Annotated in this window: 18 protein-coding genes and 1 tRNA gene; 11 read left to right on the forward strand and 8 right to left on the reverse strand. The window is 39.2% G+C overall.

The features are described from left to right. Positions 1–52: 52 nt before the first annotated feature. Positions 53–4,561, reverse strand: a complete 4,509-nt coding sequence (locus tag LBQ60_11095; GenBank protein MDR2038457.1) for a translocation/assembly module TamB — start codon at positions 4,559–4,561, stop codon at positions 53–55. Between the two features lie 388 nt (positions 4,562–4,949). On the opposite strand from LBQ60_11095, the gene purQ reads away from it, so the two are divergent. Further along, on the forward strand, positions 4,950–5,633 hold the full coding sequence (gene purQ, locus LBQ60_11100) for a phosphoribosylformylglycinamidine synthase I (GenBank protein MDR2038458.1): 684 nt from the start codon (positions 4,950–4,952) through the stop codon (positions 5,631–5,633). Positions 5,634–5,641: 8 nt separating this feature from the next. On the opposite strand, the gene LBQ60_11105 is transcribed toward purQ, so the two are convergent. Continuing rightward, positions 5,642–6,244, reverse strand: a complete 603-nt coding sequence (locus LBQ60_11105) for an SIS domain-containing protein (GenBank protein MDR2038459.1) — start codon at positions 6,242–6,244, stop codon at positions 5,642–5,644. 389 nt (positions 6,245–6,633) lie between these two features. Here LBQ60_11105 and LBQ60_11110 point away from each other — a divergent pair, with 389 nt between their 5' ends. Further along, entirely contained in the window at positions 6,634–8,550 is a 1,917-nt protein-coding gene (locus LBQ60_11110; protein MDR2038460.1) for a glycoside hydrolase family 127 protein, read from the forward strand. Positions 8,551–9,453: 903 nt separating this feature from the next. On the opposite strand, the gene LBQ60_11115 is transcribed toward LBQ60_11110, so the two are convergent. The 6 genes from LBQ60_11115 to LBQ60_11140 all read right to left on the reverse strand — a co-directional run bounded on the left by LBQ60_11115 (position 9,454) and on the right by LBQ60_11140 (position 15,521). Continuing rightward, a complete protein-coding gene (locus tag LBQ60_11115) occupies positions 9,454–9,867 on the reverse strand; it encodes a hypothetical protein (protein MDR2038461.1) in 414 nt (137 codons plus the stop codon). 246 nt (positions 9,868–10,113) lie between these two features. Further along, the gene (locus LBQ60_11120; protein MDR2038462.1) at positions 10,114–10,575 is read right to left on the reverse strand and encodes a carboxypeptidase-like regulatory domain-containing protein; all 462 of its coding nucleotides are present in this window, start codon (positions 10,573–10,575) and stop codon (positions 10,114–10,116) included. Between the two features lie 122 nt (positions 10,576–10,697). After that, on the reverse strand, positions 10,698–10,874 hold the full coding sequence (locus tag LBQ60_11125) for a hypothetical protein (GenBank protein ID MDR2038463.1): 177 nt from the start codon (positions 10,872–10,874) through the stop codon (positions 10,698–10,700). Between the two features lie 197 nt (positions 10,875–11,071). Beyond that, on the reverse strand, positions 11,072–11,410 hold the full coding sequence (locus LBQ60_11130) for a hypothetical protein (protein MDR2038464.1): 339 nt from the start codon (positions 11,408–11,410) through the stop codon (positions 11,072–11,074). Between the two features lie 125 nt (positions 11,411–11,535). Then, positions 11,536–12,219 carry a type III secretion system effector protein gene (locus tag LBQ60_11135; GenBank protein MDR2038465.1) on the reverse strand — a complete coding sequence of 228 codons (684 nt, stop codon included), beginning with the start codon at positions 12,217–12,219 and terminating at the stop codon, positions 11,536–11,538. A gap of 44 nt (positions 12,220–12,263) precedes the next feature. Next, positions 12,264–15,521, reverse strand: coding sequence for a glycoside hydrolase family 2 (locus LBQ60_11140; protein ID MDR2038466.1), 3,258 nt, complete (start codon positions 15,519–15,521; stop codon positions 12,264–12,266). A 202-nt stretch (positions 15,522–15,723) separates the two neighbouring features. Between LBQ60_11140 and LBQ60_11145 the strand changes: the two genes are divergently transcribed. From LBQ60_11145 to LBQ60_11185, 9 genes are all read left to right on the forward strand, one after another. Then, complete coding sequence (locus tag LBQ60_11145; GenBank protein MDR2038467.1) at positions 15,724–16,869, forward strand: glycoside hydrolase family protein; 1,146 nt, start codon at positions 15,724–15,726, stop codon at positions 16,867–16,869. A 160-nt stretch (positions 16,870–17,029) separates the two neighbouring features. Next, positions 17,030–17,102 (forward strand) — tRNA-Lys (locus LBQ60_11150). Positions 17,103–17,592: 490 nt separating this feature from the next. After that, positions 17,593–18,255, forward strand: a complete 663-nt coding sequence (locus tag LBQ60_11155; GenBank protein ID MDR2038468.1) for a hypothetical protein — start codon at positions 17,593–17,595, stop codon at positions 18,253–18,255. 26 nt (positions 18,256–18,281) lie between these two features. Continuing rightward, positions 18,282–18,902, forward strand: a complete 621-nt coding sequence (locus LBQ60_11160; protein MDR2038469.1) for a PorT family protein — start codon at positions 18,282–18,284, stop codon at positions 18,900–18,902. 28 nt (positions 18,903–18,930) lie between these two features. Then, positions 18,931–20,022: a histidine kinase gene (locus LBQ60_11165; protein ID MDR2038470.1), complete on the forward strand. Its 1,092-nt coding sequence runs from the start codon at positions 18,931–18,933 to the stop codon at positions 20,020–20,022. Beyond that, complete coding sequence (locus LBQ60_11170; protein ID MDR2038471.1) at positions 20,023–20,745, forward strand: LytTR family DNA-binding domain-containing protein; 723 nt, start codon at positions 20,023–20,025, stop codon at positions 20,743–20,745. It begins immediately after the preceding gene. A 346-nt stretch (positions 20,746–21,091) separates the two neighbouring features. Beyond that, the gene (locus LBQ60_11175; protein MDR2038472.1) at positions 21,092–21,514 is read left to right on the forward strand and encodes a DUF3788 domain-containing protein; all 423 of its coding nucleotides are present in this window, start codon (positions 21,092–21,094) and stop codon (positions 21,512–21,514) included. Between the two features lie 72 nt (positions 21,515–21,586). Further along, positions 21,587–24,010: an ABC transporter permease gene (locus LBQ60_11180; GenBank protein ID MDR2038473.1), complete on the forward strand. Its 2,424-nt coding sequence runs from the start codon at positions 21,587–21,589 to the stop codon at positions 24,008–24,010. Positions 24,011–24,356: 346 nt separating this feature from the next. After that, positions 24,357–24,755 carry a hypothetical protein gene (locus LBQ60_11185; protein ID MDR2038474.1) on the forward strand — a complete coding sequence of 133 codons (399 nt, stop codon included), beginning with the start codon at positions 24,357–24,359 and terminating at the stop codon, positions 24,753–24,755. Positions 24,756–25,266: the final 511 nt, after the last annotated feature.

The raw sequence follows: 25,266 nt of genomic DNA on the forward strand, positions 1-25,266 counted from the left end.
AAAGAGGGATTTTCCCTCTTTTTTTGTATCTGTAAAAATATCAGTCAACTAATCACTCTTCAATGGGTGGGGTGGTGGTATCTGTATCCTGATCATCCTGTTTTTCCTCTTTTTTGTGTTGGGTATCGGATTCGGATTTTTTCTTTTTCTTACGGCCAAAAAGATCTTTTATACTATTAAAATCTTCCCGGAACAATATACCGAGCCCTTGTGTATAATTTGCCTGGACAAACTGGTAATGTTCATTGGAACGGTTAAAGGCTTTGAACCTTAATTTTCCGCTTTTGCTTAGCTTGGTATCGAATGTAAAATCGCCGACAACATTAGAAGATGATTCGGCGGTCTTCATGCCACCGACTTCATACCCCATATGGAAATTCCAGGTATCGGTGGAAATGTCCATCCCGATATTCTGGCTCTCTAATCCGGGATAATAGGAAAGATCCACATCAAAATTATTGCTCCATTGTGAGATCATATGACTCAGCTGATTGGTCAGGAATTCCGATGCGGTAGCCATCCCCATGGTTTCAAGGCCTGAAGAGCCTGAAGATCCTCCACTCGTTTGATCGGCCAGATTAGGATCAGCATAAAAACGGTTTATTACCAGCAGAGAAAGGAACTGGCGGGTCATTTCTTCTTCTGAGTTGGTCGCCGCACTGAGGAAAGCCCGTGCTTCCTGTTCGGCATTAGGCATTTGGATATCAAAACGGATATTGGGATCCGTAAGTTTATTGGTTATATGCAATATACACTCTACCGGGACAGAACGATTGGCTAAACCTTCATAAGAACCCATCAGATCGCCCAGGGGCGGTTTGGTTGCATATTTTGCTTTAAGATTGACCAGGGCATCCGTAGGACTTCCGTTCCATGTGATAACCCCTCCCTTTTCAAGCGTGAATTTTTTATTGATGAAGTTTCTTAATGTAAAAAGATAGTCGCCTTGTTCTATGACATAAGAACCGGACATATCAAAGCGATTCTCGGAAATGTTGAAGGTCAGGCTGCCGGATCCCCTGGCTTTCATGATATCGCCGATCTTCGAGTCGAAAATGAGTTGTACTTCAGCATCGGGAGTGACGTCAAGCGACATATTGATGGTCATCTTCTGATTCGGCTCGGTTTCATTTTCGGCAGATGCCGTATTCCTGCGTCTTCTGAACTCATATAATGGTCTTTTCGGGCGCGGAGTATGGTCTACGAATGAGATAAAATTGGTACGTGCAACTTCGCCGCTTGATGACAAAGGAATATTGAACTGGGTATTTTTTTCGGTTTGTGCAGTAATATCCAGTTTTACATCATTTGGAATTCCGGAAATACGGATACTGCCGCTGGCAAAAGCTTTTCCATAGAAGAGATTATTATCACGTTCCTGGGTATTCAATATTTCCATATTGGTAGCACGGAGTAACAGGTCGAAAGAAAGGTCTTTGAAGTTCTTCGTGGTAATGTTTCCGTTTAATGTAGTGAGGTTTCCTGATCGGTCAAATATCTGTATATTGTTGAATAATACAGAATTATTAGCGATCTGGGATACTCCGGAAAAATTATATCTCGTTTTGGTATAGTCGAGTGTCAATGCCGTACGATGTAATTCTAACTCACCGTTCAGCAATGGTTGGGCAATTGTTCCTGTAAGCTTTGCCCGGGCAGAGAGCATTCCGTCAATGTCCGTAAAAATATTCTCAATATACGGCTGGATGACTTTCGCAGACATTCTTTCTACCTGTACATCAAAATCAAGGTTCTGATTCCCGATGTAGTAATTTCCACGTACATATAAGGTCCTTACATCATTCAGCAGGGATTCCGTTTCAATACGGACGCTTCTGTTGAAGCTGTTCCACCGGGCAGCCAGTTTCGTTCTTCCGAATAATCCTCCATTCAGGGAAAAATCCTCAATATGTAGATCCGATACAAAAACAGGGACCCGGTACAGGTTGGATAATGATGCTGTACCATTGGCAATTCCTCCAAGGGCGAGCTGATCAAAACGCAAAGTAGAATTTAAAGCTGAAAGGTGCAGATCTTTCACATTTATTTGTAACTTATCTTCTTCCCGTTCAGAAATGATTCCTGATATCAGGATTTCCTGCCCATCTTTCAAAGCACGGAACTGATTGATCTTTACCGCTGTTGAATCAACGCTTATTCCCTGATGAGCGATTCCCCAGGTCTCGCCTGACAGGATGATCTGTCCCGGTTCACTAAATAAATGGATGGACGGGACCAAACGTTGCGGCATAGCAATGAAGAATATTTTCGATCGTAGGTTACCTTTGTTGAGTATGGAATCCCAATTATTCCAGCGAATATCAAGGGTAACACTATCTGCCCTTGCGTTTGCCAGTAAGGTCAGGTTCTCGAAAGAAAAATTTTTGTTGATCCTGAAGATTTCGCTTCCTGCTTCCAATGAGAATATAGAATCCTGGGTAACTCCACTTACTTGAAGTCCCCGCCAGTGGCTTCCATCCAAATACATATAAGGCACTTTCAACACAAACTGGACATCTTTTTGTGCCGGATTATATATTCCTTCCAGACGTGTTCCCCTGGAAACACGAAACTCGTCAAGAAAGAAATGGGTAAGTTTTTCCGTATCTTTAAATTCGGCTTCAAACCGGAATCTATTGTGAGACAAACTGTCTGCATTGATGGAACGTGGTCCCCACGCCGGAGCATAATTTTTAACGAGTGACAGGAAAGACTCAGGCAGCTTCAGGAACTGGTATTGTCCCCATATTTCAGCATCCAGAATATCCGACCGTAGGATGAATCGGTTGGTGTCCCGGATGGCTTTTGTAAAAAGGAGCAGATCATTGATTTCTATTTCCCTGCTTTTCCGGCGGATCAGAGAGTTTTTCAACTCAAGGTCACCCATGATATTATCGATGTTGGTACCAGAAAATGCTCCTTTGATGCTGAACGCTGCAAATGAAGAGGTGTCGGTATCATTTAGTCTGAGATGATACAACCTTGCCCTTTCAACTTCAGCCCAGAAGTCAAATGCAGGAACGGCCGGATCAGTCAGGTCTACTTTTCCGGAAAAATCCATTTTGATATTGGGTTCTTCAATACTTAACTGACCATCATACGTCCTGTTGTTAATGGCTCCATTAACGGGAATATTTTTGTAATTATAACCTTTCAGATGAATTGATTTTATAAGCCCCTCAATAGACGCATGGATGTTACCCAGGTCAGAAGCCGAACCTTCAACCATCCCGTTCAGGGTAACTTCACCAATGATCGTTTGTTGCAGCAGATTTCCCAAATGAAAATTCTCGGTTTTAAGTTCTCCCCGGAATGTGAAAGTGGTATCGGCTTTCGAATCTATACTTGGCTTTATGGAAACATCAGTGGAAAGATTTCCCAGATTCGTGGAAAAGGTCCCGTATGTGACAAAATCATCGAAAAAGCCTGTGAAATTTCCGGTAAACCCGATTGTCTTCAGTTGCAACATTGTTTCCGGAAGGGATACATGGCCTTTTTTCGAACGGGGTAACTGGATGCGTTCTATATCGGAAGGACAGGTAAGGAGGTCATAGATCTCGGTAAATATAAAAGTCGAACGGATATCCGGCAATCCTTTCAGGTCAAAATCGAACAGTATCCTCGTCATCTCTCCGGCACGGATTTGTACGTCTTTCCCCTTCATATTCTGAATGGTTCCCGTAACCTGACCCTGCACCAGGGCATAATCAGAATAAAGGCCGAATGCCGGGACAAAGTTGGACAGATCACAGAAATTCACCCTGGAGGGCTGGATATCTATACTCATCTTTACTTTAGAGACAAACCTGCCACTGCCGAAATCTTTAAATGAGTCAAACAGGAAAGAAGCATCTTTAGCGGTTATTTCCGATTCCTGGGTGATGATATGTACATTTTTAAATGACAGGTTATTCCGGTTGACAAAAAAATCTGCGGACATGGATTCGACAACCAGTCCACATTTTTCTGTACAGGATAATTTTTGAATATGAAAATACACGCCTCCTTCCTCTTCATCACCCAGGCGAAAATCGGAAATATCCAGATTAAGATCGGTCACATCGATATTCGCATAATTCATTCCGAACGGACGGTCGAACGATTTAGTGGGGTTGGTGAATGAAAAATGGCAATTGTTTAATTCTATTGCCTGCATTCCAAAAATCCACCGGGGCTTATTTTCAGTAGAATCTTTGGATTTTAACCGGTCTATAATAAATTTTATGTTTATTTCATCCCGTTCCGGGTCTATAGCCAAACGGATATCGGCATTATTCAGGACAACTTTCCGGATTTTGATGTTTTTGGATGAGAATGCAAAAAAGCCTAAACGCCCTACCAATTCAGGTGCTTTGAGGATCGTATCCCCACGTAAACCCGTAACGCATAAATTAGTCAGTGTGACCTTATTGAATCGTGATATCCGGATGTGTTCAACGGAAACCTGATTGTCCAATTTTTCAGATAAAAAGGAAGTTACGCGTTGAGCAATTATATTTTGTACACGTTCGTTGTTGACCACAAAAAAAATGACTGTTGGTAATGATATGATTACCAACAAGACAATAAGTAATATTTTATGTGTTTTCCTGATATCCTAATAATTTATATCTAAGTGATATACAAATATCAAACCGTTTTATGGAATATATTATCTACCCCTTATAAAAAATGTACAAAAGAAAGAAATTAATTGATTGATTAAAAATCTGATGCTTACATTTTTCGAAGAATTTCTTGATAAAGATACAGAATGCACTTAGTTTTACAGTTGCTTGAAATACAATATCATCGAAATAATTGGATAAATGTGCCGATAAACAATTCATTATTATGTCTTTTCCCGGATCAGGGGTGATAAGATGGGGGATCGGCAAAACATCCTTTGAAAAATATTTGTTCGTCCGGCAGAAAACATGTAGGTTTGTAACAGTAAAAAAAATAGATATATGAAGTTTGGTGTAGTAAATTTTCCGGGAAGCACAGGTTTTTCAGATACTTTGTACGCATTGAACCATATCCTGGAACAAGATGTGGTACAATTATGGTATGAAGATACTTCCCTGCCTGATATAGATGTTGTAGTATTGCCTACCGGCGCCTCATTCGGTGATGCTCCCGAGCCCGGGATGAAAGCAGCAAAATCGCCGATCATGGAACCGGTTAAACGATTTGCAGAAAACAGGGGGTTTGTGCTGGGCATTGGTAACGGATTCCAGATTTTATGCCAGGCAGGAATGTTAAGTGGAAAACTGATTACCAATGAATCCCAGACATTTGTTGGAAAAAATGTATTTACCAGGCCTGATAATACTGCCACTCCTTTAACGAGGCTCCTTTCCAAAGGACAGTTACTGCAGTTACCCATAGCACATGCTTTCGGAAGGTACCAGGCAGATGCGGAAAATATGCGGGAATTTCATCAGAACGGACAGATCCTATTGCGTTATTGTAGCGAAGACGGTAAAACAACATCAGCTTCGAATCCCGACGGATCCATCGATAATGTTGCTGCTATTTGCAACAAACATATGAATGTTTTCGGCATTATGGCATGTATTGAACGTGCTGTTGATCCTGATCTGGGAAATGTCAACGGCTTATTGCTTTTCCAGAGTTTATTCAGGTTTTAGTCCGATAATTATACTGTTTCCCCTCTTGACTTTTGTCCAAGGTAGCCGCCGTGGTGGCGTTTGGCATATTCAGCCTTATTGAACCCGATCCGTTTCATCATCTGTACGACAAGTGCGTCGCCGATAACACTCATGACAGTGGTGGAGGTGGTAGGCGAAAGTCCTAATGTGCATACTTCGGATGGGTTTCCTGTAAAAATACATACATCTGCTTTTTTTGCCAGTTCTCCCTCAGGATTTCCGGTGATAACAATAATAGGAACCTGTTCCCATAGTCCTTTTGCCAGAGCTACTAATTCTATAATTTCACGGGTCTTTCCTGAATTGGAAATCAACAACAAAACATCATTTTTACAAAGGATGCCCAGGTCGCCATGTTGTGCATCGGCAGGATGAAGCCATACGGCAGGAGTACCAGTGGAACTGAATGTTGTGGCTATACTTACGGCAATTTGCCCTGCTTTACCCATACCACTGACCACTACTTTCCCCCCATTCTGATGCACTGATCGATAAATCAGATCAATGGTCTGGTCATAAGCATCGGTGACCGGGATATTCATAATGGCTTGTGCTTCGTGCTGAAAAATATTTTTTATATCATTTTGCATCTCAGTGAATTTTATTGGTTAAGAAGGCAGCATGATCCATGATTGGATGACCTTGCAAAATTAGTAAAAAGCCACTATTTTACAATAGTTCGAAACAGATCGGTTGATTGTCCCGGTATACGGAAAAACACATCTGGTAGTACCGGTTTTAACTTTTTATGATCTTTTTTGTTATCTTTGAGTGCCGGCAATTTATATTGGTGATCATTTCAAAAAAGGAGGCGTGCCGGAATAAAGCTCGTCGAAGATGAAATGTAACGGGATTATTTAAGATTCACCGGTCAAAATAATGAGATAACTGCTGTTATTTAGATAGTTGAGAGTAGGCAAATTAAAATGCGTAAAGTATTTTCTATTTTTTAGTATAACTGTAATACCATTTAACACTCATGAAAGGATATCATGTTTCTTTTTTTAAGTTCATTGCATTTCTAATGATCATTTCCTGTTCGGTACATGCCCAGAAGATCCGGGTTCCTTTTGCCGTTCCTGATAAGATCGAGTCAGGTGATCCATCATCTATAAAGCTTGGCAGTTATCTGGGAGGACGGATAGATGCCTGCATCGAATCGCGAGTGAAAGGACAGGATGTGAATCATCTGGTGATCCCGTTTTTCAACAAAACAGAAACACGGCGCTGGCAAAGCGAATTCTGGGGTAAATGGATGCTTGGTGCAGTTTTGTCCTATCGTTATACTCATGATCCGGTATTGCTCGATTCAATAACAACTTCGGTGAACAAATTATTGGCTTCCCAACTACCGAACGGATATATCGGGAATTATTCAGAAGAGGCCCAGCTGAAGGAATGGGATGTTTGGGGCCGTAAATATTCCTTGCTTGGGTTGTTGTCTTATTATGATCTGACGGGAGATAAAAAGGTACTGGATGCCTGCCGCAGGGCTGCCGACCATTTGTTGGGCCAAGTGGGGCCGGGCAAATTAAATATCGTGACTACCGGAAATTATCATGGTATGGCCAGCAGCAGCATACTGGAACCTATCATATATTTATATCAACGGACAGGAGAAGTACGTTATCTGGATTTCGCCAAATACATTGTCGATCAGTGGGAAACCGAAGCAGGGCCGCGCCTGATCAGTAAGGCAGAATTGGGAATACCCGTTGCGGACCGCTTTCCGCATCCTAAAACCATACAGAAATCATGGTTCAGTCCGTTTAACGGTCAAAAGGCTTATGAAATGATGTCCTGCTATGAAGGATTGCTCGAATTATATAAAATCACCAATGAACCACGATATTTATCAGCTGTGGAAAAGACCGTCCGCAATATCATTGATACGGAGATCAATGTCGCCGGGTCGGGAAGCGCTTTTGAATGCTGGTATCATGGTAAGACGTTGCAGACCAGGCCTACTTATCATACTATGGAGACCTGTGTTACTATGACCTGGATGAAATTATGCCAGACATTATTGTCGCTCACAGGAAATCCTGTTTATGCCGATCAGATAGAAACAACCACATACAACGCACTTCTGGCTTCAATGAAAGACGATGCATCACAGATTGCAAAGTATAGTCCGTTGGAAGGTCAGCGGCATCCTGGGGAAGAACAATGCGGAATGCATATCAATTGTTGTAATGCGAACGGGCCGAGAGGTTTTGCTCTTTTGCCCCAGTTTGCAGTGATGACTTCACAGCGTGATATGTTTATCAATCTTTATGCAGATTTCTCCAAGGAGATAGTATTGGATAAAAAGAAAAAGGTCAGGATAAAACAACAGACGGATTATCCGGAGAAGGGAACTGTCAGGATAGAAATTGATCCTGACCGGGTGGAGTCATTTGTCGTTTCTTTACGTATTCCTGCCTGGAGTAAGGAAAATACAGTATCCGTGAATGGCGAAAAACTGGATGGAGTGGTCTCTGGTACTTATTATAAGATCGACAGAAGCTGGAAAAAAGGTGATGTGATTACATTGGAACTCGATGTCCGGGGCCGGGTGATGAAAGAAAATGGTTATGCTGCCATAGTAAAGGGACCTGTCGTTTTGGCCCGTGATACCCGCTTTGCCGATGGATTTGTGGATGAAACCGCCCGGATCGACTCAAAAGACGGTTATGTACAGCTGCTTCCGGTGAACAATGTGAACGGGATATGGATGTCTTTTACTGCACCATTGGTATTAGGGACTGATCTGGAAGGGGAAGGTAAACTTCCGCGGCAAATCCATTTTTGTGATTTTGCATCTGCAGGGAATACATGGAAAAACGATGTTCGTTACAGGATATGGATACCTGAAACTTTAAATGTAATGAACACGACCTATCAGCCGTATTGACTTATAAGAGAGGGTGTATCACAACGTGATTTCACCCTCTCTTTATTCGGATACCTATCTGAGAACAAATCCGAATATTCAATTCTCAGAGACTTAATTTCTATTTTGAGACATCCTCCTTTTTCTTAAAGTAACAAAGGGTAGAAAAGATAATGATAAGTTGTCGAAATATACCGCAGTTGCCTTAGATTGCTCAACTTTCATCTGCTATATTTCGCTCAACAGGAGAGACTAATCCTATTTGCTGTGTTTGCGTTTTCACTAACGAACAAAACCATATGATTCTTAAAATACTCTATTCAATCACGCTTTTCATTCTTACCATCCTAACAATGTCGGTTTGAAAAATAATAATAGTAGTAGTATACTAACAAAAAAATAAATATTAACCACTATTTTATTAACTAATAAATATTTATCGGATTTCATGCTAAATTTTTCAATAATTTTTGCACATCTTTTTTCTCTATAAAGCAATCCACATACAATAATAAAAAAGATTGGCACAAAAGCTCCTATTCGAAAAGTAAAGACATAGTAATTTCTTGTTATAGACACAAGAACTAAAAAATTAAATGTAAGTAAAAAAGACATTAAAAATATTGCTGGAGACTTTACGTATTCTTGTCCCTTTGATTTTTCAGCTCTCTTATAAAAGCTATAAAAAATATGATCAAGTATCATTTTATATTATTAAAATATGGATGATTCATCATTTGATTATTAGAAGACTTTAAGCCTTTTAATGCTCTTTTGGGCAATGTCTTAGAATGTTCTTTATTTACTGACACAGTCGAATAAGCTCCTAAAAATGGTATTCCTAATGGATTGATACATGCCCAAGTAGATAATGTTGATCCAATCCCAAATTCTGTTATCGAGTAAACGACCGCTTAACAACAACTACATATCCAGCTTAACTGAGGGCTTATTTGTTCGTCGTAATTTTATATCTTGATATTTTAATTTATTTTGGTTGACAATAATTATTTCATACTCCCCATCCATATAGCCATTTGATATTGTTTTGAGGAAGCTGGCTTCTTCGCATTTTAATATTATGAATTTATTATTTGTAATTTCCCATTCTCCATTACAGTTTGGGTTGGCATCCTGAGATTTTATACTAAATGAAAATGTACTATCTTTATTAAGAGTCAACAGATATTGGTATCTGAAACCATGGTTTTTACCTTGGCTATAATAAGAACCACTAATATCCTTATATCTTACTCTCTGACTTCCACATGCTGTAATCATGCAAACCACACATATTATTATAAAATTTCTATTGATCATAAAAAAATCTAAAATCATCTATCCCCATTCTATTTAGATCATAAACATAACCATATTATTCACACATTATATACATAAGAGTTAATAGAGTAATATTTCTCTTTCAGTGGATCCGGCACCATCCCTCTGAAAATTGTGGAGCCATCATCCTTGCTCTGTAATCCAGCCATCCTGTTCCCGGTTGCAGTTCCTTTCCGTTGAATTTATACATAAAGATATTGCATCATTAGAAACAAAAACCTCAAAGAACATATTGTTTTAATATCACTTTTGTTTTTTCTTATAATAAGGTATAAACTCTTGTGTATAACAAGCATTATCTGTCTTAAATATACCTTTCTCAAATGCTTCTTTATGTAATTCTGGTAGCCTCTTAAATCTTTTCATTCGAAGCCTGTCTACCTTCTTCAGATTTACAAAATCATCTGTAGCGGTTAGCATCATTACGATCTCAACTTCATCACATTTATCTAAAAGTTCTATAGTTGCCGGATCTATTCCAACAGACACAAATAATATTTTTTTCACGGAAACAAGGATATCTATTTGGAAAAAACCATTTAAATCTGTTCTGCCAACTTTAACTGTGTCATTAATCACAATTGACACGAATGGCAAAGTTTCCAAATTATCATCAATTACCCTTCCTTTAATAGTTCTATTCTGAGAATAAAGACTACATGTTGAAACACTAAGCACAATATAAATAATTAATGATTTCTTCATCTCGTTATCTTTTTTATGGTCTATAATTATGAGTGTAATTGTACTGATTGGGTCCTGCCAGGATTCCCAGTCCGACGATCATATGATAGGCGTTGACTTCCATCACCGGACCTGTTGAATGGTTAACGGTTATATTCTTCAAAGAATACGGGTGTTTGCGCTTCATTGTTCACAAAGATCTCAAGATAACCGCTTTCGGTGATCACTATCTTATCACCGGATAATTGCTGTATCCTGTTGATCCTGTCATCCACAGGAAGAATGCCGGTATGGGCTTTCACTAAATTTTTTTCACTCATAATATTACAACTAAATTCTCAGCATGGACACATGCGCTTTTATATCCATCTGCCAAATTACAAATTTGGCTATATTTCAAGCGACAAAACATTTGCCGGTTAACTTTCATCTGCTATATTACGCCCAACGGAGCAAACTGCAAATTGGGCGGTTGTGTAACAAGCACTTGTAACTATGCCGAACGGGGGCAAGCGATTTAACTTATCCCGTTAACTTGCACATTGTAAAGTTTCCTTTTTGTAATATTAATGAAAATAGACCAAAAATCACTTCCTCCATCCATGACATTAATAATATCGCTGGATAACTGGGTTTTATCAAAATACGATTTCTTAAAAAACTTAATATAAACTACAATTTCATCGTCATTTGTCATAAAACCAACATATTGACGAACATATTTTTTCAACGTTCTTTTATCAATTGGAGTTTGCCTTTTAAAGATAGAATTAATATTGTCTCTTAATAAAGCCTCTGATAATAATATATCTTGATTAGAGGGTGTATAACGTTCTTTTTGATTTTCAATGGACATAAAGACAAAATGGCTTTTATCAAAGATATAACCTTCAAAATTCTTGCCCTTAATATACCTCGATTCTTGACAATACGCCGAAATCAGGAATAAATTGAAAAGTATTAATATGCAATATTTCATAACTATCGGTAATTGATTGGTAAATTGTTTGCATCTAGTAACCGTGTTCCTATGGGAAGGGATGGGCTTGATGATTGGTCAACCCCATAATGTGTTCTTAACGGGATTCCCATCTGATCACGAACAATATTCTCTCTGTAAACCGCTCTCCACTCGCGTTTAGCTACACCATTATGCATATACTGATATGTTGCACCAGTTGTTACATTTGTGTAATCATTACCGAAATGCAATAACCCCTGATTAGAATCACTTGCATGACCCATTTCATGAATTAAACCTATATATGGAGGGCATGAAGTACCTCCAGATAAATTTACCCCACCACTCTTAGAATTGGGATTCCAAAAAATATTACCACCAGAACCATTTGAACCTAATATATTCCCTGTTGCATTTTGATATTCAGATAAATTTGCACCTGCATTAACCGTACTAAAAGGAGTATAACTGTTTTTACTCCCCTTTTGTAAGATAAAATTATTGTCAGAGCCTTGTAATTCAGAAAGTATATTTCTTCCCTCAGCCGAACCGCTCCCGACTTTATCTAAAGCACCCACTGCATGTTTAAGAAGCCCTTTTTGATTTCCTTGATATTCGCTAACGCTTCCATCTTTGTTATATAGAACACCATTTTGATACAGTACTGTTTCTTTACTTAGCTGATACGACCCAATAGGATACATCAGTTTTGGGCATATCCAAACATATTTCTCTTACATATAAGAGATCAGAAGCACACCAGTTGTACCGGTCCTGTCAGGCCGGAAGCCTGTGCCTGGGAATCATTTTTCCACGGGCTTTTATCGGAATAAACCACTCTTTCATTTTCAGGAAGTTTGGAATCTCCCAGCAATCTGTTCACCCATGTATTCACCACTTCCACCTCAATCGTGTTCTCTCCCTTTTGGATGTATGGTGATACATTGATACGGTAAGGAGCGGTCCAGGCGCCGCCGGCATATTTTCCATTGATCTTTACTTTTGCCATTACATTCACCTTTCCGAGATCAATATATGACTCTTTTCCCTTGGGCATTTCCTCAACGGAAAATGTTGTTTTGTATACCGCTGTTCCTGAATAATACCGGATCCGTTCATCTTCATGTTTGGACCAGTCCTGTAATTTTACAAATGTAACCGGTTCGGAAGGACCTCTTTTTACAGCATCCGATTCGAATTGAACTTCCCAGGGCTTGTTGATGTCCACCACCAATTCCGGTTTAGGATAATTTTTTTCAATCTCTTCGGCTGATGGTTTTCCTTTCTTACGGAAAACAATGAATGCGCTTTCAAGTGACTCCAATTGTATCGGTACGATCGTGCTTTCTCCTGATTGTTCAAAAGCAGGTAATGGCCGGATCGATCCGGAAATAGCATCCCACAATTCCGGCTGCATGCCTTTTACGCGGAACTGGGCATTTATTGTTATTGGTTTTTCGCTTTGGTTGGAGAGGAAATAAATATCCCCGCCGCCGGAAAGTGTCCGGTGATTATACAAAACCGGATCATTGTCCGCAAACCTGCAATCAGGAACAACGTTCAACAAACTGAATACTTCCTCCATTGGCATATCGTTGAGTATCATTCCCTTTCCGTAGCTGCGTTGTTTTGCAGACAGGTCGCCCCACATTTTTCCTGCCAGGGATTGAACTTGTTTATCTGCTTCGGGATATCCCTGCATACTTGGGGAACGGCTTGGTGGAGGACCTAGTACTACAGCTCCTTCAGTGATCAGTTGTTCGATTTTTTGTAATACTTCAGGACGCATGGTTTCCAGTTTCGGTAATACCAATACACGGTAGGAAGTTCCGTGGGGCAATACTAATTTCCCGTCTTTGACGGAAAGATCACGTACAATTACTTCGGCATTGATATAATCGAAGGAATAGCCTTTGGGTATCTCAGGATCACGCACACCTGTCATTTTCGGAGCATCTTCTCCGATAAAATAAGCAACATCGGCTACGTTCAGCCCTTGTTGCAGCATATAGTTACAACGTTTCAAATATTGGATGAACAGGTCAAGATGGTTGTACCAGATATTTTTCCGGTTGAATTCGTTCCCGAACCATGCGTCTACGCCCGGATACCTGTCTTCATATGCCTGTTGGATGTATACATGCAATAATGTATTGTTGATCCCTTCGGTGAATGACCAGTCACCACGGCGCTTCATGACTGCAGGGTATCTGCTGTATGCATTTCCTCCGCATGTAAACGACTCGGCAGATACTTTGGTTTTCCCGTAAATATGTGCACATGATGAGGCTGCACGGTTTTCTATATCACCCAGATTTCCTTCGCTCCAGAATTCACCTCCGATTTCGTCCGACTGGCCGCCATATTGGAGGAATTCTCCCGGAAATCCCCAATGCCCGTAGTTTTCCAGCCATGTGGTTAATCCGTGTTTATTACTGATTTCGCGCAGGCCACCTACATAATCGTAAGAAACTTTATCGGCTACCAGGCGGCGAAGATCCCAAAGAAAACGATCAGACAGGTCAGGACTGCCGATTGTATGTCCTTTGAAAACAGGTAAAAACGGAACAGGGTCATATCCGTATCTTTGTTGGAATTCACTCAGGAACTCATCCGTAAAATTCTGTCCTCCGGTTTCATAACTATCTTCTACTACCACTTTCCATGTTTTGCGGTCTTCGGCAGGAACCCGTTCCAGTATTTTGCCAAGGAAGGCATCGAAATGATCTGCGACGTGTTTTTTGCTCATTTTATCTACTTCCAGTCCAACACCTTCAGGTGATGCCGGCGCATTGGTCACGCCGGTAGGCGCCATTCCCGTCCGCATAATGATCCATTCGCCTTCAGGAACATCCCAGGTAAGCGTTCCGTCAGCCGCCATATATTTTGTGAGATCTTTTACCTGTTGGGGAGGGACCAATGCAGAAGCATCTTTGATTTCGGACTGTGCATCCCAAAGATAGTCATGCCAATACGGAAGAGGTGTCTGGAACATTTTTGCCAGGGATTTTTCCGCATAACGTTCTACCATAGGAGTGGATGTAAGAACCATGTCAGCAATACCGCTGTCTTTGCGTATATGATTGAAAACGATCCTGTATTCCGAAGATTTGGTTTCAGGAAAAGTGACAACAATTGGGGCATATGGTTCAAAACCCACATTCAGCGCGGGATTAGTCCGGTTTATATTGAATTTTTTGATGGTTCGGAATTCGTTTCCTTCCTTAGCCTGAAGTTCTGCATCAGCATAAATATTTCCTGCCGGATAAATCACCAGGCTGCGTGCCGGAGATGCTCCCGTTAAAGTCAACCCGATATGGGAATCATTATCCAACAGGGTATATTTCGCATTACCTTTCGAGGATTTCATTTTGTTGTCGGAAAAATAAATGCGTGCATTCGAAGCATTGAACAAATTGTTCTGATATTGCTGGTCCACAGGCCATGCAACTACTTTTACATCCTGGAAGTCAGTGGTCGGTTGTGCCAGTTTTTGTTCGAACTTTTTCGGCCCTTTTACCTTTATCTCAGAGGAAGCCAGATAGCGCATCGCCTGTTCCGGTTTGATCCATGGGCCACCCGATTGACTCCATCCGGGACAATTGAATATCCCTATTTCAATGCCCAGTTCGGTGGCAGTTTTTAAAGCCGTATGCATGATCTCCCACCATTCATCGGTAAATAATTTTACATTTCCGTAAGGATATTCCTGCTGGCTCAATCCTATATTTCCGATAAAAGCCCGGTTGATCCCGACTTTTTTCATGGACTGGAGGTCTTTGACGACCGCTTCCTTTGAAATATTATCGTTGATCCAGTACCAGTATATGCTTGTCTGGACACTTTCTGGCGGTGAGATAAAATCACGTTCTATGGTTGAGAATTCAGCCGAGGATGAAGAACATCCTGATAAAATAATGATGGATGTGGTTAAAACTGCAAAAAAGGCTTTCATAAGTACGAATATTTTGATATCCTGACAAAGAAAGTCAAATTTTTTTTTCATGATGGATTATTTTACGCAACCGATTGCATGAAGTATTTTTCACCGGATTTTGTTTTTATTCTGCTTTTTAATATCTTTATATCCTTGGTATATTTTATAAGCACTCAATGCTATTTATTATTTTCTTAAGTCGCATTGATCGCATTGATTACAGTTATTAAATGTGACATTAATTTATTGGTATTACTTAATTATTCTCTTGATGATAAGAAATAGAACACGTTTGTTTGTCTTCAGGATATTTTTTGGCGGGTTGTTGTTTTTTCCTTTCATACTTTCAGCCCAACAGAATGAGTTAACAAAACAGAAGGCCGACTCGGAAAATCCCATATATAAAAGATTGGGAAAGGCATATCGGGCTCCTGCTATTGCCATGGATGGTTATTGGTTGTGGGGAAGTTCGGTTGTTAAAGATGATGTAGGAAAGTATCATATTTTTGCTTCCCGGTTTCCTAAAAGTCTTCCGTTTCATCCGGGCTGGATGGTGGCTTCTGAAATTGTTCACGGTGTTTCGGATGTTCCTCAGGGTCCGTATGAGTTTGCAGATGTGGCACTACCTCCGAGAGGAGCACAATACTGGGACGGGAAAGCAACACATAATCCACGGATATTAAAACATAACGGGAAATATTATCTGATCTATATCGGGACCACCCATCCTTTCGAAGAACCAACTTTTGACAACCTAGCATTAAACAGCAAATGGAGCATCGTTGCCCGTAGTAATAAGCGGATCGGGTTGGCTGTGGCCGATACTCCATATGGGCCATGGAAACGTTTCGATGAACCGGTACTGAAAACCAAGCCAAATACTTTCTATAGTTTTCTGACTTCAAATCCTTCCCCGATCATTCAGGAAGACGGATCTGTAATGATGATATTTAAGGGCAGGGGACATAAGGAACCATGGGGACATACGCATATGTCTCTGGGAATGGCTTATGCTCCGTCTATTGAGGGACCATACCGCGTGATCAACAATGACCTGCCGATTTTTAATGTGGAAAAACAGGGTGAAGCTGAAGACCCGTTCCTGTGGAAGGATAAAGATGGCTACCATATTGTTTTTAAGGATCAGGTGGCTAAGTTTACCGGAGAAAGAGGAGCCGGCGTATTGGCTCATTCCACAGATGGAATCAACTGGACCATTGATAAAGATCCCAAAGCCTATTCCCGTACTTTGGAATGGGAAGATGGGAAAATAGAAAAGCAGGGGCAACTTGAACGCGTTTTCATATTGTTTGAAAACAACAGGCCGGCTTTCCTTTTCTTTGCTACTATGGATGGACCGGGAGGATTTAATAATGCTAAGGAATCATGGAATATGGTGATCCCTCTTACCGAATAATGATGATAGGGTATAACGGATGATGAAAAAATGCTTTTTACCTCAAAATCATTAGTAAATAAGTACTTCAGGGAGTAAAAATGTAAAAAATACAAGTTTTTATGTGTCGGGGTTTGGATTTTTCCAAAAAGCCCTTACCTTTGCACCGCCTTTGAAAAATGATTCGCTAGCTCAGTAGGTAGAGCACATCCCTTTTAAGGATGGGGTCCTGGGTTCGAGCCCCAGGCGGATCACAAGAAATGAATTAATAATAAGAGCCTTGCAATATTTGTTGTGAGGCTTTCTTGTTTTATATTACTGACAAAAGATGAAATATCAGATCAGGGGATGAAAATAAAATATTTAATGGTAATAAAAGGATCATGTCAGATTGCATATAATCTTGACAGAGAAGTATAAAAGGAGCAAAGCTTTCCGATATGCCATTTGAATCCATGAAACCAACCCTTGGTTTGACCTGCCTGTATCTGCTCAACTGACAATGACCTTATTCCGGCTATTTCGCTTATCCTTGCCAATCTTAATGGGTGTAGAATCCATAAATGATATTCCTGTGCATTATCCCAATTATAACCGAGTTGTAGTCCGATATCCATCTTTGGTATAATAAATCCTGCGTTTCGTATAAAATCCTAAAACAGGACTTGTGGCAGTCATACATTTGCTTCGCCGTTCGAGAAATACAGGACGGGATTTGTATATAATATCATTATTGAATTTCACATGACAAAAAAGTTTTTCGGAATTTACCTGTTTTTATTGATAACAGGTTCCATCTATGCCACACCTCGCTATGGTTGCTATTTTACAAAAGGCGCTTTCACGGAAATAACCACTTTCGATGGAAATTACTATCCCACCGTACAAACATATTCGGTGTTGCAGGTCGATACTCTGGCCGGTAGCTTGACTTCTACCATCCGCTTGGCAACAACAAAAGGAAATGACGAAATGATTGACACCATCCGTTTTGTCTGCGATACCGACGGTACATTCATTTCGCCGGATATAAACTTTACCGGGCAGGGTATATACGTGGAATATCCGGCCATCTTGCATCCGGGACGGATATTAGAGGCCAGGGTAAATCCAGAAAAGGAAGGGAAAACATCGAAGTCCGGGATTAAAATTGGTAAACGGAAGGTCTTGGCTATTGATGATAATGTGTCAACCCCGGCAGGCTCATGGAAATGTGTCAAAATAAGTTATTCGTTGAACATAAAAGAAAAAGGAGGTGGACTTCCTAAAAGACTTACCGTTATCGAATGGTTTGTCCCCGATTTTGGAATCGTTAAAACCGAAATATACAGGGGTGACTCTTTGGAAAGCCGTAGCTTGCTGACTGTTATAGCCGACGGAGAGAAAAAGAGGTTCGATGTTATTTGAGCACAAATGAAATTGAAGAATTGTAGATGAGAAAGATATTTCTTATAGTGATAGTAGCCATACTTGTCATTACTGCTGTGCAGGGCGGCACAGGAATAAAAGCCGGGTTCGGATATTCCAATGTCGGAAACGGGAGTGCCTATGTAATAAGAAAGATGAACTACAAAGCCGGAGTCAGTGGTGATTATGACTTTTGTCGATGTTTAAGTTTTCGATCCGCAGCCTACTTTTCAAGCAGAGGTTATGATTACAGGGTAAATGAGACTGTTGTCAGCAATAGGATTTATTATCTTGAAATGCCCGTAATGTTGGTCGGAAAGATACATTGTACCCCTTGCATGAGAGTAACCGTCAGCGGGGGTGGTTATTTGGCCATGGGCGTCAGCGGGTTGGCAAGAATATCATGCAGGGGTTATGTTTACAATAAAGATATCTTTGAAGATGTAATTGTTGAAGGACATCCGTATAAATTGGCCGAAAACTTCGATTACGGCCTGGCTGCAGGTGTCGGCGTGGAATTGTATTTTTTGGAAATAGGGTTGAACTACGATCTTGGGTTGCGGGATGCATACCTCATAACCAATGGCGATACTGCTGCCTATTTGCGAAACGGCAATCTTTGGTTAAGTTTGGCATTAAGATTTTAATAATTTTGGCATTCCGAATTTAAACGTCATGACACCTTCCTTATCCGCTTCTATCATTAATGGTAATTTCCTGTCGAACTTCCTTGTTAAGGATAAATACAGGATATACAGGCATTTATTTCTGTGGTTATTTTACTTTATTATAGTGTTTGTCTTGGTAAGAGCAGGTAGGACTACACAAAAATATGAACAAAACGTTGAAATAGTCAGTGATATAGTTTCATTCCTGTTTTTTATGGGGATGATCTATTTCAACATTTATGTGCTGGTACCGCGGCTGTTATTTCGTAATCGTTTAGCCCTGTACATTATTGCCGTATTGCTTGCTATTATGGTATTTCTTGGGTTGAGCATATTCTGGGAAAAAATATGCTTTGAATACTTTCACATTACCCCACAGGAGCCGGATATGAATTGGCTCACCAGACTGTTGGCGTTAGTGATTATTTTTGCAATTTTCCTGATGCCCATTACGGCAGCAAAACTTTTCCAGCGCTGGGTGCGCGACAGTTCGCGTTTGCACGAACTCGAAAAGAATACCATCAAAACAGAACTCGATCAATTGAAAAATCAGATCAACCCGCACTTCCTGTTCAATATGCTCAACAATGCCAGTGTGCTCACGCATAAAGATGCTGATAAAGCATCACTGGTGCTCACTCGTTTGAGTGATTTGTTGCGTTATCAGCTATATGACAGTGCCCGGGAGAAGGTATTGTTATCGGCCGATATTCAGTTTTTAACAGACTTCCTGAACCTGGAGAAGGTTCGTCGCGACTGTTTTGAGTTCTCTGTAGATACTGAAGGTGAAATTGGTTTTATGAGGGTACCCCCGCTTTTGTTCATTCCTTTCGTAGAAAATGCCGTCAAGCATAACCTCGATGCAGAAAAACATTCATATGTGAAGTTGCATTTTAAAGTAACTGGTTCCCGGTTACATTTTACCTGTATCAATTCCAAACCGGAAAAGCAGACTACAAAGGCAGCAGGGGGATTGGGACTTGCTAACGTACGTCGACGCCTGGAATTGTTATATCCCGAAAGTCACAATTTAACCATAAATGATGAGCCCGGCATGTTTCGGGTGGAGTTGGAAATCATAAATAAGAACGATAAATAGATGAACTGTATTATTGTTGATGATGAGCCTTTGGCACGCGAAGGCGTTCAAGCCCTTATCGAGAAGTCGGGCCGGTTGGATTTGGCGGGAAGTTTCGGAAGTGCAGATGCAGCAGCGATGTTCCTGTTAAAAAATCCGGTAGATTTAATATTCTTGGATATACAGATGCCCGGCACCAATGGGTTGGATTTTGCCAAAAGTATTTCTGACCGTACTTTGGTGATTTTCACAACGGCATATTCCGAATATGCGCTGGACAGTTACGAAGTAGATGCTGTCGATTACCTGGTGAAGCCCCTCAAATGGGAACGTTTTCAAATAGCGGTGGATAAGGCGATATCATACAACTCCCTGTTAAAAAGTGAAATACGCGATGAAGTGGAGGTGTTTTCAGGTGATTATATATTTGTTAAGGCAGATCGGCGGACCTACAAAATATTATTCAGGGACATTCTATTCATCGAGGGATTGAAGGATTATGTGGTGATACATACCCACGACCGACAGATCATTACAGCGATGAACCTTAAAACGATCCATGAGCAATTGCCGCAGAAGACGTTTTTAAGGACAGGTAAGTCATATATTGTAAACGCCATACATATCGATTCGTTCGATAATAATGATGTGTATATCGGCAAACATGAGATAGCAATCGGCAATGCTTATCGGGATTCTTTTATCGAAGAGTTTATGAGCCGTAAAACAGGGAGCAGATTGTAGACATCCATCATTACTTCACCGTCCTTTGCCCATCTGATTAAATATATTTGATCGTTCAAAACTATGATTTAAATGCATACAAATCATGTGCAGATATGCACATGATTTGTGCTTTAATGCACCATGAGGCCTTATATGGCTGTATTTTAATTGGCTGATATTTAAACTTGTATGTATTTGGTATGGTTTTGGATATTTGCTCTCCAACTGTTTATCCAGGTCAATCATTTTGTTCTATGGTTATCATTTTAAAAAAACATCCGGTAAATGACCGGGTAATTATAGGGATTGATCATACGAATGCGGACATAATGATAAAAACTCATCAACGATAAATTCAATTATTATGGCAACAAGTTATTTTGAAGATAAAGCACTTGAACCCCGGGATAAGGATATGGAAGTTGCGCTTGGTTCAACTTACCGTTTATTTGAGGAAATTTTCAGGTATCTCGTCGATACATATGAAGATATCCATCCGGAATGGAAGCATTACGGTAAAAAAATAGGATGGCAACTAAAACTATTTAAAGGAAAAAGAAACATCATGTTTATTGTTCCTTTTGAGGGACATTTTATTGTTTACTTTTCTTTCGGAGATAAAGCAGTTCAGCAGGTGATGGAAAGTAATCTGTCGAATGAACTGAAAACTGAATTACAAAATGCAAAAAAATACATGGAAGGCCGGGGAATAAACCTTCCCATAACAGAGAACACTGAAAATATTGATCATATAATAAAATTAATAGAAATAAAAATCAACAGTTAAAGTTGCATTACTGTAACATCACAAGTATAATACCGGGCGTTTAATTTACCTGATAAAGTAAATGTTGTAAAAATGAATAAGTTAGACACAATACTTGCCTTTAGGAACCTTAAGAAGAATAAGTTATCAACAGTGATCATGATATTTTCGATAATGGTTGGAATTTTTACATTTATTGTGCTATCGGGTTATATTGGCTATGAAAGAGATTATGATAAGTATGTAAATAATCATGAAAATATTTATCGCATTTATACTGAATTTTGTTCCCCCAATGGACAGGTTCTAACCAAACCAAAGAGTGAGAGAGGCATAGGGGAGGCTTTAAAAGAAAAATACCCTGAGGTAAAAAATGCTGGATTCGTTGGAAAACTTGCCAGTAAAAATTTTAGGATTGATGAAGAGATATTTTCTGAGGAATACAGTTTTTATGCTTCTAATTCAATATTGGACATATTTAATGTCACAGTCCTGCATAGCAACGATCATTCCAGATTGTTAAACGGGCCATACAAAGTCTTGCTTTCAGAGAGTATGGCACAAAAATTTTTTGGTAATGACGATCCCCGTGGAAAGATGATCTTTATGTATCCGGCATTTAATGTCGAAATTCAAGGCGTTTACACAGATTTTCCTGAACAATCACATTTCAGGCCACAAATGCTTTTTTCTTTCAATGAGGGTATGCATTTGCCTCCACCGGTTCTAGATAAATGGGGTACTCCTGACTTCTATACATACCTGGAACTAACAGATGACGCAGATATTAAAAATGTTGAGAATAATATTCATCAATTAGTAATCAGCGAAAAAAAGCAGTCTTTTGAAAACACAGGTACAGTTCATAAATATCATCTTCAGCCTCTGGCTGAAATCCATACAAAATCACATTTAAGCGAAGAATTATCAGTAAATATCCAAAACAGTTATTTGAATATCCTTTTAGCCATTAGTATTTTAATTGTTATTCTTGCTGGCTTTAATTATATATATTTCGCCAATACACGTATGGCGAATAATTCATTGAAGCTTGGGATCCAAAAGTTATTGGGTGCTGATAACCAGAATTTTCTTGTTCACTTTGTTTTTGAATCTTTTGTCATTCATGTAATTGCCCTGATCTGCTCAGTTATTCTGGTGGTTTTGTTGAAAGGATACCTGCTGAATCAACTCGGTTTTTCACTGGACTTTTCTTTCGCCAATCGCAGTTTTTGGATTGGCTTTACTTCAATCTTTCTGGCCAGTATTTTCCTTAACGGATTTGTTCCTTTTTATACCATAAACCGGAACAATTGCCTGCAATTAATTACTAATACCGGAAATAACCATTCAAAGAATACTTTAAGGATTGTTTTAACTGTTGTACAATTTATTGTAATCATTGCAATCATTGGTATGATTATCGGAGTCGATAGCCAGATTAATTATTTGATCAACAAGGATAAAGGTTACGATATTAATAACATTATCGCGATTGCAGTGCCAAAAAATATTAGCAGGCAATCACGGCTTGTTAAAGACCTTGATGCCTTTGATATCGATCTGATGAATCATCCCGGAATCGAAATGATAACAAGTACCAACATCATTCCCGGTGATTTCCCCCCATACAACTATAGTTTCACAGAGGTAGGTAAATCATTAGGCGGTAAAGCAGGGATTATCATTGCTGATTCAAATTTATTAAGCAATTATAACATTCAACTTTTAGCTGGTAGAAATTTCACCGACAATGATAGAACAGACCGTCATTCTTGTATTATAAATCTGAAAACCCTGAAAAACCTTGGATATGAAAAAGCCGAAGAAGCAGTAGGACGACAACTGTCATTAGAGGAAGAAAGTGGAATGTTTTCATATACTGCTGAAGTGATCGGGGTTTGCTCAGATTTTGACTTTGTTTCCATGTTCGAAACACCACATTCACTCATATTGGTTAATTGGACGGATATGCTTTGGGGATATTATATTATCAAAGTAAATGATAATTATAACAAAGCTGACCTGATTCCATTTGTTAAAGAAAAATACGATGCAACCTTTGATAATTTTCCTTTTCAATATTACTATGTCGACGATTATTTCAACCGACAGTTCAATGGAGAAGTTCATCTTAATTTGATCCTGAAACATTTTGTCATATTGGCTTGTATCATTGCTTTCATAAATTTATTATCAGTGACCTGGTTTTCTACAAGTTGCCGGACAAAAGAAATTGGGATTCGGAAAGTTTTCGGAGCTACGACTAGTGAAGTGGTTGTTTTATTGAATGTCTCAATTATTAAATGGATTGCATTGTCTTTCTTAATCGCCATACCCATCATCTGGATTTCACTCGACGAATGGCTGAAGTCTTTTGCTTATCAGATAAAAATGGATCCTGTGATACTTTTATTGCCGGGAATTGCAGCATTAGCTATTGGTTTTATAACTATTTCATTCATCACTTATTCTTTAGCAAAAAAGAATCCCATCGAAACAATTCATATGAAATAGAGTTTTGTATACATAGTTACATAGTATAAAATGTCAAACTAAACGTACATTTCTTTTATTTATGCGAGTTTTTCCATGGGTTATACCCACGGTTATTCATATTGAGGTTCTTCAGACCTCCTTTATTCAGCCCTTTATTCGCATTATTTATATATTTTTATATCTTGGTAGAATAACTTTCAGGGTTAATGTGTTAAAAATGACAATCATGAGACTAAAAATATTTATCATAATATTTTTGACTTTCATATCTGGAAATATTTTTGCTGACTCCTGGAGGTGGGCAGATTAACTTTTTATATGCATTTTGTGGGATCTTTTAAAGATAAATGAAAATAAATCAATTATGAAAAGTAATAAGGTGATCATCTTTTTTACATTGGCATTTGTTTCTTGTGTACAAATGAAATCTCAAACTCAACTTAAAAAGTTTGCCAATGAAAGAACATGCCATTGTATAGATTCACTTACAATGCAGAAAACTGTGATACCTCCAGTAGATTCAATAGCAAAATGTTTTTATCGAGGTGTTTCATATGCAATAAATAAAGAATACAGCAAAAAAGGGAAACTTCGTTTGTCCGGGAAAAAATTTTACGTAGTCTCAAGAGATTTATTGTCTTCCTTACAGGAAACTTTAAATTGTGATGCTTATCAGTATTATGTAGACTCGACAAATACAGTTATCATATTTAAATTTGACAGGCAAAGAACGGATTTGGATAATAAAAGGGATAAGAAATGAAATCAAACACATTGACTTATCAGGTTTATAGGAAATTAAATGTGCATAAATATGGAAATTTTATATAATAATTGAATCTTGGTTGAATACCCAAGTATATCGGTAAATTAAAAATAAGCAGATTGTGAGATAGAGCCTTTCAAAGCGAAAGCTATAATTCGCAAGCTCAGCAGGTAAAACATATCCCTTTTAAGGATGGGTTCTTGAGTCCGAGCCCTAAGCTGATTACAAGAATATAAGGATAAAAATACATAAAGCCGCAAGTTTCAAAAACTTGTGGCCTTATTTTTGTAAAAACGTGATAGGAAAATAACAGAAAAAAGCTAGTTTATGACAGGGGTTTGTTATAAAGTCATTCCGGATTCATTTTCGAAAAAATACCTTTAGCATATCAGTAAGCTGTAGATATCCGTCAGGAATAAGGGGATATATCAGGATTTTCTATTTTTTATAACTGTTGTACTCTTCATCAGTTACCGGCTTAAGCCATACGGTAGGCCCATTTTCTCTT

The organism is Bacteroidales bacterium, from assembly GCA_031275285.1.
In the GTDB taxonomy this organism is placed as follows: domain Bacteria; phylum Bacteroidota; class Bacteroidia; order Bacteroidales; family UBA4181; genus JAIRLS01.